At 62.4% G+C, this 16,577-nt stretch carries 14 protein-coding genes; 10 read left to right on the plus strand and 4 right to left on the minus strand.

What is annotated here, in order from left to right:
- Positions 1 to 44: 44 nt before the first annotated feature.
- Entirely contained in the window at positions 45 to 1,337 is a 1,293-nt protein-coding gene (gbcA, locus tag K5E37_RS13515) for a glycine-betaine demethylase subunit GbcA (RefSeq protein ID WP_127800304.1), read from the minus strand.
- Between the two features lie 293 nt (positions 1,338 to 1,630).
- Here gbcA and gbcB point away from each other — a divergent pair, with 293 nt between their 5' ends.
- Positions 1,631 to 2,731, plus strand: coding sequence for a glycine-betaine demethylase subunit GbcB (gene gbcB, locus K5E37_RS13520; protein ID WP_007959796.1), 1,101 nt, complete (start codon positions 1,631 to 1,633; stop codon positions 2,729 to 2,731).
- A gap of 53 nt (positions 2,732 to 2,784) precedes the next feature.
- Here gbcB and K5E37_RS13525 read toward each other — a convergent pair whose 3' ends face one another.
- Both K5E37_RS13525 and K5E37_RS13530 read right to left on the minus strand, forming a co-directional pair.
- Positions 2,785 to 3,609: an NAD(P)-dependent oxidoreductase gene (locus K5E37_RS13525; RefSeq protein ID WP_221534083.1), complete on the minus strand. Its 825-nt coding sequence runs from the start codon at positions 3,607 to 3,609 to the stop codon at positions 2,785 to 2,787.
- Positions 3,610 to 3,731: 122 nt separating this feature from the next.
- Complete coding sequence (locus K5E37_RS13530) at positions 3,732 to 4,772, minus strand: low specificity L-threonine aldolase (RefSeq protein ID WP_085608919.1); 1,041 nt, start codon at positions 4,770 to 4,772, stop codon at positions 3,732 to 3,734.
- Between the two features lie 128 nt (positions 4,773 to 4,900).
- Here K5E37_RS13530 and K5E37_RS13535 point away from each other — a divergent pair, with 128 nt between their 5' ends.
- The 9 genes from K5E37_RS13535 to K5E37_RS13575 all read left to right on the plus strand — a co-directional run bounded on the left by K5E37_RS13535 (position 4,901) and on the right by K5E37_RS13575 (position 15,495).
- Complete coding sequence (locus K5E37_RS13535) at positions 4,901 to 5,611, plus strand: TraX family protein (protein ID WP_221534085.1); 711 nt, start codon at positions 4,901 to 4,903, stop codon at positions 5,609 to 5,611.
- 156 nt (positions 5,612 to 5,767) lie between these two features.
- The gene (gene glyA, locus K5E37_RS13540) at positions 5,768 to 7,021 is read left to right on the plus strand and encodes a serine hydroxymethyltransferase (RefSeq protein ID WP_007959804.1); all 1,254 of its coding nucleotides are present in this window, start codon (positions 5,768 to 5,770) and stop codon (positions 7,019 to 7,021) included.
- Between the two features lie 20 nt (positions 7,022 to 7,041).
- On the plus strand, positions 7,042 to 8,292 hold the full coding sequence (locus K5E37_RS13545) for a sarcosine oxidase subunit beta (protein WP_003206307.1): 1,251 nt from the start codon (positions 7,042 to 7,044) through the stop codon (positions 8,290 to 8,292).
- Between the two features lie 13 nt (positions 8,293 to 8,305).
- On the plus strand, positions 8,306 to 8,635 hold the full coding sequence (locus K5E37_RS13550; protein WP_007959805.1) for a sarcosine oxidase subunit delta: 330 nt from the start codon (positions 8,306 to 8,308) through the stop codon (positions 8,633 to 8,635).
- On the plus strand, positions 8,632 to 11,649 hold the full coding sequence (locus tag K5E37_RS13555) for a sarcosine oxidase subunit alpha (RefSeq protein ID WP_221534087.1): 3,018 nt from the start codon (positions 8,632 to 8,634) through the stop codon (positions 11,647 to 11,649). Before K5E37_RS13550 ends, K5E37_RS13555 begins: the two co-directional genes overlap by 4 nt.
- A 132-nt stretch (positions 11,650 to 11,781) precedes the next feature.
- Positions 11,782 to 12,414 (plus strand): sarcosine oxidase subunit gamma, encoded by a 633-nt coding sequence (locus K5E37_RS13560; protein WP_064599941.1) that lies wholly within the window; start codon positions 11,782 to 11,784, stop codon positions 12,412 to 12,414.
- A 13-nt stretch (positions 12,415 to 12,427) separates the two neighbouring features.
- Entirely contained in the window at positions 12,428 to 13,285 is an 858-nt protein-coding gene (gene purU / locus K5E37_RS13565; RefSeq protein WP_007959808.1) for a formyltetrahydrofolate deformylase, read from the plus strand.
- A gap of 205 nt (positions 13,286 to 13,490) precedes the next feature.
- Positions 13,491 to 14,690, plus strand: a complete 1,200-nt coding sequence (fdhA, locus tag K5E37_RS13570; RefSeq protein WP_007959809.1) for a formaldehyde dehydrogenase, glutathione-independent — start codon at positions 13,491 to 13,493, stop codon at positions 14,688 to 14,690.
- 247 nt (positions 14,691 to 14,937) lie between these two features.
- Positions 14,938 to 15,495 carry a DUF2780 domain-containing protein gene (locus K5E37_RS13575; RefSeq protein WP_007959813.1) on the plus strand — a complete coding sequence of 186 codons (558 nt, stop codon included), beginning with the start codon at positions 14,938 to 14,940 and terminating at the stop codon, positions 15,493 to 15,495.
- Between the two features lies 1 nt (position 15,496).
- Here the strand turns inward: K5E37_RS13575 and K5E37_RS13580 are convergent, their stop codons facing one another.
- Complete coding sequence (locus tag K5E37_RS13580; RefSeq protein WP_221534088.1) at positions 15,497 to 16,384, minus strand: acyltransferase; 888 nt, start codon at positions 16,382 to 16,384, stop codon at positions 15,497 to 15,499.
- Positions 16,385 to 16,577: the final 193 nt, after the last annotated feature.

Consider the following 16,577-nt stretch of genomic DNA (forward strand, 5'->3'; position numbering starts at 1 on the left):
TTGATCGTTCCCGCGCAGGACGCGGGAACGATCAATGATGCGAATCAGCCCTGAACCGGAACACCCTTGAGGTACGGAGCAGGCTCGGCCCCGAGGTTGCTCAGCATCCGCTCGCTGTACCAATCCACGAAGTTGACCACGCCGAACTCATAGGTCTTGGAGTAAGGGCCCGGCTGGTAAGCGGTGGAGTTGATCCCGCGCTGGTTTTCTTCAGCCAGACGACGGTCCTGATCGTTGGTCGCGTCCCACACCTGGCGCATGCGCTCGACGTCGTAGTCCACGCCTTCGACCGCATCCTTGTGCACCAGCCACTTGGTGGTGACCATGGTTTCCTGGGCGCTGATCGGCCACACGGTGAACACGATGATGTGGTCGCCCATGCAGTGGTTCCACGAGTGCGGCAAGTGCAGGATGCGCATCGAGCCCAGGTCCGGGTTCTTGATCCGGCCCATCAGCTTGGCGCAGCCCTGTTTGCCGTCCATGGTCATCGACACGGTGCCTTTGAGCAGCGGCATGCGCACGATGCGGTTGCGCAGGCCGAAACTGGCGTGGGCGTAAGGGATCTTCTCGGCTTCCCAGGCAGCGGCGGAGGCGGCGACGTGGTCCTTGAACGCCTGATCGGCGCGCGGGTCGGTGACGTCGTCCCATTCCAGTAGGGTTTTCAGCAACTCAGGGTGCGAGCCGCCGCAGTGGTAGCACTCGCGGTTGTTTTCCAGCACCAGTTTCCAGTTGGCCTTTTCCATCAAGGTGGTGGTAATCGCCACCTTGGTGTTCTCCATGTCGTACGGTTCCATGTAGTGGTTCAGGGTCGACAGGAAGTCATCGATGGCCGGCGGATTCTCCGCCAGGCTGATGAAGATGTAGCCGCCGGCGGTCTTCACGTTCACCGGTTTGAGGCCGTACTGCTTCATGTCGAAGTCGGCGCCCATCTCGGTGCCGGCGAACAGCAGGCGCCCGTCCAGCTCATACGTCCACTGGTGGTAGTGGCAGACCAGTTTGGCGACTTTGCCCTTGTCGCTGGTGCACAGGCGCGAGCCACGGTGGCGGCAGACGTTGTGGAATGCGTGCACCACGCCTTCGGCACCGCGAATCACGATGATCGGGTTCTTGCCGATCTGCAGGGTGATGTAGTTGCCCTTGGCCGGGATTTCGCAGGTCATGCCGGCGATCAACCACTCCTTCTGGAAGATCTCCTGCATGTCGATATCGAACAGCCGCTCGTCACTGTAGAACGGTTGCGGCAGGGAATAGGTGCGCTCGCGCTCCTGCAGCATTTGTGCGGTGGCCTTGCGTGCGGGTTCCAGCGGGTCGCCCAGGCTGATTTTTGCGGTGTCCATCGATGTAATCCTCAAGGCCATCTGCGTGGCCGCGAAAGTGGCTGATCGGGTGTGCGGCTAAGGGGTGCTACGCAAGGTGTAAAGAATCTGTTTGTGTTGGGGCGAGTGTGGGGCCGGCGCAGGCGAGAACCTTATCCATGGGCGACATGGTGCAATCTGTTCCCGACGCGCAACCCCCGGTGGTTGGGGGCTGGTCGCGATAAGTATGTCAATGTCGCGGATAGGTAAACGGGGCGTTCGCGCTATACGCAGAATCGCCACATGAAGGCCGACAGTCGGCCGTGGAGAACAGCATGTCGAACAGCTTCCTGAATCCGGTCACCACCCAGACCTGGGCCAATGGCCGACACATCGTCCGTTGCGTCAAAGTCATCCAGGAAACCTGGGATGTGCGCACCTTCTGCTTCATGGCCGACCAGCCGATCCTGTTCTTCTTCAAGCCCGGGCAATTCGTGACCCTGGAGCTGGAAATCGAAGGCCAGCCGATCATGCGCTCGTACACCATCTCCAGCTCGCCGTCGGTGCCGTACAGCTTTTCGGTGACCATCAAGCGGGTGCCGGGGGGCAAGGTGTCCAACTGGCTGCACGACACCCTGCATGAAGGCCAGGAGCTGGCGGTGCACGGGCCGGTCGGGCTGTTCAACGCCATCGATTTCCCGAGCCCGAAAGTGCTGTACCTGAGCGGTGGCGTCGGCATCACGCCGTGCATGTCCATGGCGCGCTGGTTCTACGACACCAACGGCAACGTCGACATGACGTTCATCCACAGCGCCCGCTCGCCGAAAGACATCATTTATCACCGCGAGCTGGAACACATGGCGTCGCGGATCGACAACTTCAGCCTGCACCTGATCTGCGAGAAGCACGGCTTGGGCGAGCCGTGGGCCGGCTATCGCGGCTACCTCAACCACAAGATGCTGGAACTGATGGTGCCGGACTTCCTCGAGCGCGAAGTCTTCTGCTGCGGCCCGACGCCGTACATGACCGCGGTCAAGCGCCTGCTGGAAAACGCCGGCTACGACATGAAGCGCTATCACGAGGAATCCTTCGGCGCCACGCCACCGGAAGCCCGCGCCGATGCGGTGGAGCAGGCGGAACAGGCAGCGGAAGCACCGGAAGTGCCGGCGGCGGATCTGCACCTGGTGGAATTCACCTCATCGGACAAGAGCATCCGCGTTGCCCCGGGCGAGACCGTGCATGCGGCGGCCGCGAAGGTCGGCCTGATGATCCCGAAAGCCTGCGGCATGGGGATCTGCGGGACGTGCAAGGTGCTCAAGCTGGGCGGCGAAGTGGAGATGGATCACAACGGCGGGATCACCGAGGACGACGAGGCGGAGGGGTACATCCTTTCTTGCTGCAGCGTGCCGAAGGGGGATGTTCGTATCGAGTACTGATGCCGGCATGAAACCTGTGGGAGCGAACAGGCTCGGTCCTACAGGTTGGTCGTTCAATCGACGAACAAATCCGTCATCAACTTCGCATCACTCCCCGGCTCAAAGCGGTAATGATCAAACTCGGTCACGCCGCTCTCCCGCAAGATCTCCTCATCAATCAACAACCGCCCGGTAATCCGCCGCTCGCTGCTACTTAGAATCACATGCGCCGCATCCGCCATGATCGCCGGCGTCCTCGCATGTTTGAACGACTCACGATTGCCCAACTGAAACTCAATCGCCGCCGTGGCGATCATGGTCTGCGGCCACAGCGAATTGACGCTGATCCCATAGTTGGCGAACTCCTCGCTCATCCCGACAGTCAGCATGCTCATGCCGTACTTGGTCACGGTGTAGGGGCTGTACTGCGCGAACCATTTACTGGCCAGATTCAGCGGCGGTGACAGGTTGAGAATGTGCCCGGAGGATTTCTTCAGATAGGGCAGCGCCGCCTGGCTGCACAGCAACACCGCGCGGGTGTTGATCTGATGCATCAGGTCGAAACGCTTGAGTTCTATGTGCTGCACACCGGTCAACTTGATCGCCCCGGCGTTGTTCACCAGCGTATCGATCCCGCCAAAATGTTCATTGGCCTGGGCCAGCGCCTGACGCACCGCGTCTTCATCACGCACATCCAGCTGCAGCGCCAGGGCCTTGCCGCCGGCCGCTTCGACTTCAGCGGCGACGCTGTGGATGGTGCCGGGCAACTTGGCGTGCGGCTCGGCGCTCTTGGCCGCGATCACGATATTGGCCCCGTCTTTTGCAGCCCGCAGCGCAATCTCGCGCCCGATGCCACGGCTGGCGCCGGTGATGAACAAGGTTTTGCCTTTTAGCGACATGCGCAAGCTCCTGCTTATTGTTATGTGAGCGATGGCTCGACAGACAATGTAGACGATGGAGCTGAAACGGGAGGGGGAGGAGCGGTGGCGGGGGAGCAGGCTCCCGCGCCACGGGGAGGCGATCAGGCCGACATGACTTCGCGGATGTCGCGTGCCAGTTCGCGGACGCGTTCTTCTTCGGTGTCCCACGAGCACATGAAGCGGGCGCCGCCCTTGCCGATGAAGGTGTAGAAGCGCCAGCCGCGCGCGGTCAGGGCGGCGATGGCCGGCTCCGAGAGTTGCAGGAACACGCCGTTGGCCTGGACCGGGAACATCAGCTCCACGCCCGGGATGTCGCTGACCAGTTCGGCCAGCAGTTGCGCGCAGTGGTTGGCGTGGCGGGCGTATTTGAGCCAGGCGTCGTTTTCCAGGATGCCGACCCACGGCGCCGACAGGAAGCGCATTTTCGAGGCCAGTTGCCCGGCCTGTTTGCAGCGGTAATCGAAGTCTTCGGCCAGTTTGTGGTTGAAGAACAGGATCGCCTCACCCACCGCCATGCCGTTCTTCGTGCCGCCGAAGCACAGCACGTCGACGCCGGCCTTCCAGGTCAGGTCCGCGGGCGAGCAGCCGAGGAATGCGCAGGCGTTGGAGAAACGCGCGCCGTCCATGTGCAGGTTCAGGCCCAGCTCCTTGCAGGTGTCGCTGATGGCGCGGACTTCTTCCGGGGTGTAGACGCTGCCGACTTCGGTGGCCTGGGTCAGGGTCACGACGCGCGGTTTCGGGTAGTGAATGTCCTGGCGCTTGAGCGCGACTTCGCGGATCGAGGCCGGGGTGATCTTGCCGTTTTCGGTGCCGGCAATCAGTAGTTTCGAACCGTTGGAGAAGAATTCCGGCGCGCCGCATTCGTCGGTTTCGACGTGGGCGGTTTCCGAGCAGATCACGCTGTGGTAACTCTGGCACAGCGACGACAGCGCGAGGGAGTTGGCGGCGGTGCCGTTGAACGCGAAGAACACTTCGCAGTCGGTCTCGAACAGCTTGCGGAAATAATCGGCGGCGCGTGCTGTCCACTCATCGTCGCCATAGGCGCGCTGGTGGCCGTGGTTGGCCTGTTCCATGGCAGCCCAGGCTTCAGGGCAGATACCGGAGTAGTTGTCGCTGGCGAATTGTTGGCTCTTGTCGGTCATGGCCGGCTTCCGTGATCGAGGCGCTTGTGGCGCTTCGTGGGGTCAATGATGGTGCGCACTGTACCGAAGATCATCCGGGGAGCACACGGGATGTCGCTGTCAGAACTTTACAAGGATGCGAGCCGATTATGCACCTGAGCCAGCGCGACGGCGCACTCGATCTGCTCAAGTGGCTGGCGCTGCTGAGCATGCTGCTCGATCACCTGCGATATGTCGGGATCGGCGCCGATTGGCTGTATGTGCCGGGGCGGCTGGCGTTCCCGTGGTTCTGCCTGGCGATGGCGGCGAATCTGGCACGGGACGGCGCGCGCAAGACCGAATGGCGCTATCTGGGCTGGTTGTTACTGTTCAGCCTGCTCAGCGAGATTCCCTATCGTTTGTACATTCCCGAGCCCGACACCTTGAACGTGATGCCCACGCTGGCGCTGGGCTTGCTGGTGGCGCGGGGCTGGCAGGACCCAACGCTGATTTCGCGACTGCTGGGTGTCAGTGCTTTGCTGGTCGCCGCGCTGTTCCCGGAGCGACTGATGTTCGGTCTGTTCGGCGTCCTGCTGCCGCTGGCGATGTTGCTGGTGTTTCGCAAACCCTGGTTTTTCAGCCTGCTGCCGGGGCTGGTGTGTCTGGCGGCGAATCAGTGGCGGGTGCTCTACGAATCCGCGCAGTTCGGCAACATTGTCGCAATCCTCGGGATTGCGACCTGCCTGATCGCGCCACTGCTCGGAATGTTCCTGTTGCGACACGCCACTTGCCTCCACGCGCCACCCATGCGGCGCTGGGCGTATGCGCTCTATTCCGCGCATTTCGTGGTTCTTCTGGCCTTGCGCCAGCTGCTTGTTTGAGTCCGTCGTCCCCGTCATGTCGTAAACGCACCTTTGCGTGGCGTCCGTAGGCATTTGACCTCCCTGCGCCGGCCATACCATCGCATCAAAGGGCATTGGCTGAACGCCGTGCCTTACCGAGACGAATGGCGCACAGATGCCGCTGGGAGAGACGCGATGTTCAGCAAGCAAGACCAGATCCAGGGTTACGACGATGCACTGCTGGCGGCGATGAATGCCGAGGAGCAACGTCAGGAAGATCACATCGAGCTGATCGCGTCGGAGAACTACACCAGCAAACGCGTGATGGAAGCGCAAGGCAGCGGCCTGACCAACAAATACGCCGAAGGCTATCCGGGCAAGCGCTACTACGGTGGCTGCGAGCACGTCGACAAGGTTGAAGCCCTGGCCATCGAACGCGCCAAGCAACTGTTCGGCGCCGATTACGCCAACGTCCAGCCGCACTCCGGTTCTTCGGCCAACAGCGCCGTGTACCTGGCCCTGTTGCAAGCGGGCGACACCATTCTCGGCATGAGCCTGGCCCACGGTGGTCACCTGACCCACGGCGCCAAGGTGTCGTCCTCGGGCAAGCTGTACAACGCCGTGCAGTACGGCATCGACACCAAGACTGGCCTGATCGATTACGACGAAGTCGAGCGTCTGGCTGTCGAGTGCAAGCCGAAGATGATCGTCGCCGGTTTCTCGGCCTACTCGAAAACCCTCGACTTCCCGCGCTTCCGTCAGATCGCCGACAAGGTCGGTGCGCTGCTGTTCGTCGACATGGCCCACGTCGCCGGTCTGGTGGCTGCCGGTCTGTACCCGAACCCGCTGCCGTATGCCGACGTGGTCACCACCACCACCCACAAGACCCTGCGCGGTCCGCGTGGCGGCCTGATCCTGGCCAAGTCCAACGAAGAAATCGAGAAGAAGCTCAACGCCGCGGTATTCCCCGGCGCCCAGGGCGGCCCGCTGATGCACGTCATCGCCGGCAAGGCCGTGTGCTTCAAGGAAGCACTGGAGCCTGGCTTCAAGGCCTATCAGCAACAAGTGATCGACAACGCCCAGGCGATGGCGAGCGTATTTATCAAACGTGGCTACGATGTAGTGTCCGGCGGCACCGACAACCACCTGTTCCTGGTCAGCCTGATTCGTCAGGGCCTCACCGGTAAGGACGCCGACGCCGCCCTCGGTCGCGCTCACATCACCGTCAACAAGAACGCCGTACCGAACGACCCGCAGTCGCCGTTCGTGACCTCCGGCCTGCGCATCGGCACCCCGGCGGTGACCACTCGCGGCTTCAAGGTGACCCAGTGCGTGACGCTGGCCGGCTGGATCTGCGACATCCTCGACAACCTCGGCGATGCCGATGTCGAGGCCAACGTCGCCCAGCAGGTTTCGGCCCTGTGCGCTGACTTCCCGGTTTATCGCTGAGCGTTCTGGAGTACATGACTATGCAACGCTATTCGGGCTTCGGCCTCTTCAAACACTCCCTCAGCCACCACGAAAACTGGCAGCGCATGTGGCGCACGCCGACCCCGAAAAAGGTCTACGACGTGGTCATCGTCGGCGGCGGCGGGCACGGTCTGGCGACGGCCTACTATCTGGCCAAAGAGCACGGCATCACCAACGTGGCCGTGGTCGAGAAGGGCTGGCTGGGCGGCGGTAACACCGCGCGCAACACCACCATCGTTCGCTCCAACTACCTGTGGGACGAGTCGGCGCACCTGTACGAACACGCGATGAAACTGTGGGAAGGCCTGTCTCAGGACCTGAACTACAACGTGATGTTCTCCCAGCGCGGCGTCTACAACCTGTGCCACACCCTACAGGACATCCGTGATTCCGAGCGTCGGGTCAGCGCCAACCGCCTCAACGGCGTCGACGGCGAACTGCTCAACGCCAAGCAAGTCGCGGACGAAATTCCGTACCTCGACTGCTCGAAAAACACCCGCTACCCGGTGATGGGCGCAACCGTTCAGCGTCGCGGTGGCGTGGCCCGTCACGATGCCGTGGCGTGGGGCTTTGCCCGTGCCGCCGACGCCCTCGGTGTGGACCTGATCCAGCAGACCGAAGTGATCGGTTTCCGCAAGGAAAACGGCGTGTGCATCGGTGTCGAAACCAACAAGGGCTTCATCGGCGCCAAGCGCGTCGGCGTGGTCACCGCCGGTAACTCCGGGCACATGGCCAAACTCGCCGGTTTCCGTCTGCCGATCGAATCGCACCCGCTGCAAGCGCTGGTGTCCGAGCCGATCAAACCGATTATCGACAGCGTGATCATGTCCAACGCCGTGCACGGTTACATCAGCCAGTCCGACAAGGGCGACCTGGTGATCGGCGCCGGTATCGACGGCTACAACGGCTACGGCCAGCGCGGTTCGTACCCGGTGATCGAGCACACCATCCAGGCCATCGTCGAGATGTTCCCGGTGCTGTCGCGAGTACGCATGAACCGTCAGTGGGGCGGCATCGTCGACACCACGCCGGACGCCTGCCCGATCATTTCGAAAACCCCGGTGCCGAACATGTTCTTCAACTGCGGTTGGGGCACCGGCGGCTTCAAGGCCACACCTGGCTCGGGCAACGTGTTTGCCGCAAGCCTGGCCAAGGGTGAAATGCACCCGCTGGCCGCACCTTTCTCCATCGACCGTTTCCACAACGGTGCGTTGATCGACGAACACGGCGCTGCGGCTGTCGCCCACTAACAGGAGAAATCCCATGTTGCATATCTTCTGTCCTCACTGCGGCGAACTGCGCTCCGAAGAGGAATTCCACGCATCCGGCCAGGCGCACATCCCGCGTCCTCTGGACCCTGCAAGCTGCACCGACGAGGAGTGGGGCGATTACATGTTCTTCCGCGACAACCCGCGCGGTCTGCACCACGAGTTGTGGGATCACGTCGCCGGTTGCCGCCAGTACTTCAACGTCACCCGCGACACCGTGACCTACGAGATTCTCGAAACCTACAAGATCGGCACCAAGCCGCAATTCACCGACAAGGCTGACACTGCGAAAACAGCCACGACGGCGCTGGGAGAGAAGGTATGAGCCAGACCAATCGCCTGTCCAACGGTGGACGGATCGACCGCAACAAAGTGCTGAGCTTCACCTTCAACGGCCAGACCTACAAAGGGTTTGAAGGCGACTCGCTAGCCGCAGCCCTGCTGGCCAACGGCGTCGACATCATTGGCCGCAGCTTCAAGTATTCGCGTCCGCGCGGCATCTTTGCTGCCGGTGCCGAAGAGCCGAACGCGGTGCTGCAGATCGGTGCTACCGAAGCCACCCAGATTCCTAACGTGCGCGCCACGCAACAGGCGTTGTACCAAGGCCTGGTCGCCACCAGCACCAACGGCTGGCCGAGCGTCAACAACGACATGATGGGGATTCTCGGCAAGGTCGGCGGCAAGCTGATGCCGCCGGGTTTCTACTACAAAACCTTCATGTATCCGCAATCGTTCTGGATGACTTACGAGAAATACATTCGCAAGGCCGCCGGCCTCGGCCGCTCGCCGACCGAGAACGATCCGGACACCTACGACTACATGAACCAGCACTGCGACGTGCTGATCGTCGGCGCCGGCCCGGCCGGTCTGGCCGCAGCACTGGCTGCTGCGCGCAGCGGTGCCCGGGTGATCATCGCCGATGAACAGGAAGAGTTCGGCGGCAGCCTGCTCGACTCCCGCGAAAGCCTCGACGGCAAGCCAGCCGTGGAGTGGGTTGCCAGTGTCGTTGCCGAATTGAAGAACACCCCGGACGTGCTGCTGTTGCCGCGCGCCACGGTCAACGGTTACCACGACCACAACTTCCTGACCATTCACGAACGCCTCACCGATCACCTCGGCGACCGCGCTCCGATCGGCCAGGTGCGTCAGCGCATCCACCGTGTCCGCGCCAAGCGCGTGGTGCTGGCGACCGGCGCTCACGAGCGTCCGCTGGTCTACGGCAACAACGACGTGCCGGGCAACATGCTGGCCGGCGCTGTGTCGACTTACGTACGCCGTTACGGCGTGGCGCCGGGCAAAAAACTGGTGCTGTCGACCAACAACGATCACGCCTACCGCGTGGCGCTGGACTGGCTCGACGCCAGCCTGCAAGTCGTCGCCATTGCCGACGCCCGCAGCAATCCTCGTGGCGCACTGGTTGAAGAAGCGCGCGCCAAAGGCATTCGCATCCTCACCGGCAGCGCCGTGATCGAGGCCCGTGGCAGCAAGCACGTCACCGCTGCCCGTGTGGCGGCGATCGATGTCAAAGGCCACAAGGTCACCAGCCCGGGCGAATGGCTCGACTGCGACCTGATCGCCAGCTCCGGCGGTTACAGCCCGGTGGTTCACCTGGCATCGCACCTTGGCGGCAAGCCGATCTGGCGCGAAGACATCCTCGGTTTCGTACCGGGCGAAGCACCGCAGAAACGCGTGTGCGTCGGCGGCATCAACGGCGTCTACGGTCTCGGCGATTCGCTGGCTGACGGTTTTGAAGGCGGCGTGCGCGCTGCGTCCGAAGCCGGGTTCCAGAGCGTTGAAGCGGTCCTGCCGAAAGCCCTGAGCCGTCTGGAAGAACCGACACTGGCGCTGTTCCAGGTGCCGCACGAAAAAGCCACTGCACGGGCGCCGAAGCAATTCGTCGACCTGCAGAACGACGTGACCGCCGCCGCCATCGAACTGGCGACCCGCGAAGGTTTCGAGTCGGTCGAGCACGTCAAACGCTACACCGCGCTGGGCTTCGGCACCGATCAGGGCAAGCTCGGCAACGTCAACGGCCTGGCGATTGCCGCCCGTTCGCTGAACGTGACCATCCCGCAGATGGGCACCACGATGTTCCGTCCGAACTACACGCCGGTGACTTTCGGCGCGGTAGCCGGCCGTCACTGCGGGCACATCTTCGAACCGGTGCGTTACACCGCACTGCATCAATGGCACCTGAAAAACGGCGCCGAGTTCGAAGACGTCGGCCAGTGGAAACGTCCGTGGTACTTCCCGAAAAACGGCGAAGACATGCATGCCGCGGTCAAACGCGAATGCAAGGCCGTGCGCGACAGCGTCGGTCTGCTGGACGCTTCGACCCTGGGCAAGATCGACATCCAGGGCCCGGACGCCCGCGAGTTCCTCAACCGCGTGTACACCAACGCCTGGACCAAGCTCGACGTGGGCAAGGCCCGTTACGGCCTGATGTGCAAGGAAGACGGCATGGTCTTCGACGACGGTGTGACGGCGTGTCTGGCCGACAACCATTTCGTCATGACCACCACCACCGGCGGTGCGGCTCGCGTGCTGCAATGGCTGGAGCTGTACCACCAGACCGAATGGCCGGACATGAAGGTGTACTTCACCTCCGTCACCGACCACTGGGCGACCATGACCCTGTCCGGCCCGAACAGCCGCAAGCTGCTCAGCGCCGTGACCGACATCGACCTGGCCAACGAAGCGTTCCCGTTCATGACCTGGAAAGAAGGTCTGGTCGGCGGTGTGCCGGCGCGGGTGTTCCGCATCTCGTTCACCGGTGAGCTGTCGTACGAAGTCAACGTACAGGCCGACTACGCGATGGGCGTGCTGGAAAAAATCGTCGAGGCGGGCAAGCAGTACAACCTGACGCCGTACGGCACTGAAACCATGCACGTTCTGCGGGCCGAGAAGGGCTTCATCATCGTCGGCCAGGACACCGACGGCTCGATGACCCCGGACGACCTGAACATGGGCTGGTGCGTCGGTCGCACCAAACCGTTCTCGTGGATCGGCCAGCGCGGCATGAACCGTGAAGACTGCGTGCGTGACCAGCGTAAGCAGCTGGTCGGCCTGAAGCCGATCGATCCGAACGTCTGGCTGCCGGAAGGTGCACAGCTGGTGTTCAACACCAAGCAGTCGATCCCGATGACCATGGTCGGCCACGTGACCTCCAGCTACGCGCACAACTCCCTCGGCTATTCGTTTGCCATGGGCGTGGTGAAGGGCGGTCTGAAGCGTCTGGGCGAGCGGGTGTTCGCACCGCTGGCGGATGGCAGCGTGATCGAGGCGGAAATCGTTTCTTCGGTGTTCTTCGATCCGAAAGGCGATCGCCAGAACATTTGACACTGATCGTTCCCACGCTCTGCGTGGGAATGCATCCCGGGACGCTCCGCGTCCCAAGAGCGGACGCAGAGCGTCCATGGCGGCATTCCCACGCAGAGCGTGGGAACGATCAAACAAAAGAATAGGTGCTTTATGACCGCAGCCAACGTTTACCAACAACGCCCGACCACCGGGGCCAAGGCCGAGTCGTCGCTGCATCACGCCGACCTCGCCAGCCTGGTCGGCAAGGGCCGCAAGACCGCCGGCGTGACCGTGCGCGAAAAGAAACTCCTCGGCCATCTGACCATCCGTGGCGACGGCCACGATGCCGCATTCGCCGCCGGTGTGCACAAGGCGCTGGGCATTGAATTGCCGGGCGCCCTGAGCGTGATCGTCAAAGGCGAAACCAGCCTGCAATGGATGGGCCCTGACGAGTGGCTGCTGATCGTGCCGAGCGGTGAAGAGTTCGCTGCCGAGCAGAAACTGCGCGAAGCGCTGGGCGATCTGCACATCGCAATCGTCAACGTCAGCGGCGGCCAGCAGGTGCTGGAGTTGAGCGGCCCGAACGTGCGTCAGGTGCTGATGAAATCCACCAGCTACGACGTGCACCCGAACAACTTCCCGGTCGGCAAGGCTGTCGGCACGGTGTTCGCCAAGTCGCAGCTGATGATCCGCCACACCGCCGAAGACACCTGGGAACTGCTGATCCGTCGCAGCTTCTCGGATTACTGGTGGTTGTGGTTGCAGGATGCGTCCGCCGAATACGGCCTTAGCGTTCAGGCCTGATCAGGAGAAAACGATGAGCCGCGCCCCGGATACATGGATTCTGACCGCCGACTGCCCCAGCGTTCTCGGCACCGTGGACGCGGTGACGCGTTTTCTGTTCGAGCAGGGTTGCTACGTGACCGAGCACCACTCGTTCGATGACCGCCTCTCGGGCCGGTTCTTCATTCGTGTGGAATTCCGCCAGCCCGACGGTTTCGACGAGCAATCCTTCCGCGCCGGCCTCGCTGAACGCGGTCAGGCGTTCGGCATGATCTTCGAGCTGACTGCGCCAAACTACCGGCCAAAAGTGGTGATCATGGTCTCCAAGGCCGATCACTGCCTCAACGACTTGCTCTACCGCCAGCGCATCGGCCAGCTGTCGATGGACGTGGCGGCGGTGGTGTCGAACCACCCGGACCTCAAGCCGCTGGCCGACTGGCACCAGATTCCCTACTACCATTTCCCCCTCGACCCCAATGACAAACCGGCTCAGGAGCGGCAGGTGTGGCAGGTGATCGAGGAGGCCGGTGCCGAACTGGTGATCCTCGCCCGCTACATGCAGGTGCTGTCGCCGGAGCTGTGCCGCAAGCTCGATGGCAAGGCGATCAACATTCATCACTCGCTGCTGCCGGGCTTCAAGGGCGCCAAGCCGTATCACCAAGCCTACAACAAGGGCGTGAAACTGGTGGGCGCCACCGCGCACTACATCAACAACGACCTCGACGAGGGGCCGATCATCGCCCAGGGCGTCGAGGCGGTGGATCACAGTCATTACCCCGAAGACCTGATCGCCAAGGGCCGCGACATCGAAGGCCTGACCCTGGCCCGGGCCGTGGGATATCACATCGAAAGAAGGGTTTTTTTGAACGCCAACAGAACCGTCGTTCTTTAGATCGCTATCGCGAGCAAGCTCGCTCCCACAGGGGATTTGTGGTGTGAGCAAGATGGCATGCACCCAAGGGAGCCAATGTGGGAGCGGGCTTGCTCGCGAAAGGGCCATAACTGACAACGCAAAACCAACAAGCAATAACCCGAGCATTTAACGCGCTGCCTGCCTGGGCGGCGCGGTTCCATAAAAACAACAGCGAGGTGAAAGCATGTCTGGCAATCGTGGTGTGGTGTATCTCGGCGCTGGCAAGGTCGAAGTACAGAAAATCGACTATCCGAAAATGCAGGATCCGCGCGGCAGGAAGATCGAGCACGGTGTCATCCTGCGTGTGGTTTCAACCAACATTTGCGGCTCCGACCAGCACATGGTGCGCGGCCGGACCACGGCGCAGACCGGTCTGGTGCTGGGCCACGAGATCACTGGTGAAGTGATCGAAAAAGGCTCCGACGTCGAGAACCTGAAAATCGGCGACCTGGTCTCCGTTCCGTTCAACGTGGCTTGCGGGCGCTGCCGTTCCTGCAAGGAACAACACACCGGCGTCTGCCTGACCGTCAACCCGGCTCGCGCCGGTGGTGCCTACGGTTACGTCGACATGGGCGACTGGACCGGTGGCCAGGCCGAATACGTGCTGGTGCCGTACGCCGACTTCAACCTGTTGAAACTGCCGGACCGCGACAAGGCCATGGAGAAAATCCGTGACCTGACCTGCCTCTCCGACATTCTGCCGACCGGTTACCACGGCGCCGTTACCGCTGGCGTTGGCCCGGGCAGCACCGTTTACATTGCCGGCGCGGGCCCGGTCGGTCTGGCCGCTGCCGCCTCCGCCCGCTTGCTCGGCGCTGCGGTGGTGATCATCGGCGACGTCAACACCATCCGCCTGGCCCACGCCAAGGCTCAGGGTTTTGAAGTGGTCGACCTGTCGAAAGACACCCCGCTGCACGAACAGATCGCCGCGCTGCTGGGCGAGCCTGAAGTGGATTGCGCGGTGGACTGCGTGGGCTTCGAAGCCCGTGGTCATGGCCACGACGGCGTCAAATCCGAAGCCCCGGCCACCGTGCTCAACTCGCTGATGGGCGTGGTGCGCGTAGCCGGCAAGATCGGCATTCCGGGCCTGTACGTGACCGAAGATCCGGGCGCTGTCGATGCCGCCGCGAAAATGGGCAGCCTGAGCATCCGCTTCGGCCTCGGCTGGGCCAAATCCCACAGCTTCCACACCGGTCAGACTCCGGTGATGAAGTACAACCGCCAGCTGATGCAGGCGATCATGTGGGACCGCATCAACATCGCCGAAGTGGTGGGCGTGCAGGTCATCAGCCTCGACCAGGCGCCGGAAGGCTACGGCGAGTTCGATGCCGGCGTGCCGAAGAAGTTTGTGATCGATCCGCACAAGTTGTTCAGTGCGGCGTAAGCGATGAGGCAATAAAAAACGGCGACCCTGGGTCGCCGTTTTTTATGAGGTTTATATAACTGCCCCTCGCGTTCCAAAACCGCGGATGTGCCATTCATCGCCCGGCGTTCGGGCTTTCACGTTTCATGCACGCCTCCGGTATGAAAATGGCTGGCCCGCGCCGGAACATGCCGGCGGATGCCCGGTCAAACCGGGCAGTTTGACCCTCCCTTGACGGAAGGTCTTCACGCCACAAGAGGATGTCTGAATGAAGATTTCACGCGGTTTTGCCCTGGCATCGCTCCTGACCCTGGCGGCAGGGCCGGTGTTTGCCGGTTTCAGTTTGAATGACGTGGCCGGTGCGGTGTCGGGCATGCAAGGCGGGGACAAGGCTGCTGCTGCGGCGCCGACGTCGGAAACCGCCGGTTTGTTGAGTGCCTTGAGCGCGCTGAATGTCACGCCGCAGCAAGCGGTCGGCGGCACCAGTGCCATGTTGGGCCTGGCGAAAAACCAGCTCAGCAACACGGATTATTCCGAACTGGCCAAGGAAGTGCCGGGCATCGACAAGCTGTCGGGCGGCAGCGGTAATCTGGCGGCGTTGAGCGGCTTGCTCGGCTCGTCCGGCAAGTCCGCCGGGCTGGAGAATGCGCTGGGCAACGTCAAGGACACCAATGACCTGAACAACGCCTTCGGTGCGTTGGGCATGGACAGCGGGATGGTCGGCCAGTTTGCCCCGATCCTCCTGCAATACCTCGGTCAGCAGGGTGTCGGCGGCTCGTTGCTGCAAAGCCTGGGCAGCATCTGGGGCACCGGCACCAACGGTTGACTCAGCGGCGCTCGCCCTTGAGTTCGGCGATGCGCTGATCCTTGAGAGTCCAGAGCTGGTTGACCCAGTTCTGGACCTTCTCGCGAAACACCGGATCGTTTTCGTAATCGCCCTGCCACAGGGCCGGATCCAGCTCGCGGGTCTGGATATCGATGATCACGCGCGGCACGTTGCCGCTGATCAGGTCCCAGAACCCCGGAATCTTCTGCTGTGGATAAACCACGGTCACATCGAGAATCGCGTCCAGCTGTTCGCCCATCGCCGCCAGTACGAACGCCACGCCGCCGGCCTTGGGCTTGAGCAGGTGGCTGAACGGTGACTGTTGCTGAGTGCTTTTGGCCGCGGTGTAACGCGTGCCTTCCAGATAATTCACCACTGTCACAGGCTGGCGCTTGAACAGCTCGCAGGCGGTTTTGGTGATTTCCAGATCCTTGCCGGCCAGCTCGGGGTTCTTCGCCAGGAACGCCTTGGTGTAGCGCTTCATGAACGGGTAATCCAGCGCCCACCAGGCCAGGCCCAGGAAGGGCACCCAGATCAGCTCTTTCTTGAGGAAGAACTTGAAGAACGGCGTGCGTCGGTTGAGGGTCTGGATCAGCGCCGGGATATCGACCCAGGACTGATGGTTGCTGATTACCAGGTAAGACGTGTCGCTGCGCAGGTCTTCGCCGCCGCGAATGTCCCATCGGGTGGGGATGCACAGGCGAAAGATCAGCTTGTCGATTTCCGCCCAGGTTTCGGCGATCCACATCACCGCCCACGAGGCGTAGTCGCGAAAGCGCCCCGGCAGGATCAGCTTGAGCAGGGCGAACACCATCAGCGGGCCGAACAGCACGAGGGTGTTGGACAACAGCAGCAGGGTGACGAAACAGCCGGTGAGCAGGCGGCGCATAAGCAACTCTTGGAAAACGGATGGGCGCGCCATGATAAGTGGCTTCGGCCGGCAGGCCAAATCCGCCGATGACGAATGTTTCACCTGTGGCGCGTTAGTCTGATCGTTCCCACGCTCTGCGTGGGAACGCCGCCGGGGACGCTCTGCGTCCCTGTGACGCGGAGCGTCACCTGATGCATTCCCACGCGGAGCG

The sequence above is a fragment of the Pseudomonas sp. RIT778 genome (assembly GCF_019718735.1).
Lineage (GTDB): Bacteria > Pseudomonadota > Gammaproteobacteria > Pseudomonadales > Pseudomonadaceae > Aquipseudomonas > Aquipseudomonas aphyarum.

Bases quoted from the DNA above. Each gene is read 5' to 3' on its own strand.
- K5E37_RS13530 (WP_085608919.1), bottom strand. From the start codon at position 4,772: ATGACCGACAAGAGCCAACAATTCGCCAGCGACAACTACTCCGGTATC.
- K5E37_RS13550 (WP_007959805.1), top strand. From the start codon at position 8,306: ATGTTGCATATCTTCTGTCCTCACTGCGGCGAACTGCGCTCCGAAGAG.
- K5E37_RS13575 (WP_007959813.1), top strand. From the start codon at position 14,938: ATGAAGATTTCACGCGGTTTTGCCCTGGCATCGCTCCTGACCCTGGCG.
- K5E37_RS13580 (WP_221534088.1), bottom strand. From the start codon at position 16,384: ATGCGCCGCCTGCTCACCGGCTGTTTCGTCACCCTGCTGCTGTTGTCC.
- gbcB (WP_007959796.1), top strand. From the start codon at position 1,631: ATGTCGAACAGCTTCCTGAATCCGGTCACCACCCAGACCTGGGCCAAT.
- glyA (WP_007959804.1), top strand. From the start codon at position 5,768: ATGTTCAGCAAGCAAGACCAGATCCAGGGTTACGACGATGCACTGCTG.
- fdhA (WP_007959809.1), top strand. From the start codon at position 13,491: ATGTCTGGCAATCGTGGTGTGGTGTATCTCGGCGCTGGCAAGGTCGAA.
- K5E37_RS13525 (WP_221534083.1), bottom strand. From the start codon at position 3,609: ATGTCGCTAAAAGGCAAAACCTTGTTCATCACCGGCGCCAGCCGTGGC.
- K5E37_RS13545 (WP_003206307.1), top strand. From the start codon at position 7,042: ATGCAACGCTATTCGGGCTTCGGCCTCTTCAAACACTCCCTCAGCCAC.
- K5E37_RS13555 (WP_221534087.1), top strand. From the start codon at position 8,632: ATGAGCCAGACCAATCGCCTGTCCAACGGTGGACGGATCGACCGCAAC.
- gbcA (WP_127800304.1), bottom strand. From the start codon at position 1,337: ATGGACACCGCAAAAATCAGCCTGGGCGACCCGCTGGAACCCGCACGC.
- K5E37_RS13535 (WP_221534085.1), top strand. From the start codon at position 4,901: ATGCACCTGAGCCAGCGCGACGGCGCACTCGATCTGCTCAAGTGGCTG.
- K5E37_RS13560 (WP_064599941.1), top strand. From the start codon at position 11,782: ATGACCGCAGCCAACGTTTACCAACAACGCCCGACCACCGGGGCCAAG.
- purU (WP_007959808.1), top strand. From the start codon at position 12,428: ATGAGCCGCGCCCCGGATACATGGATTCTGACCGCCGACTGCCCCAGC.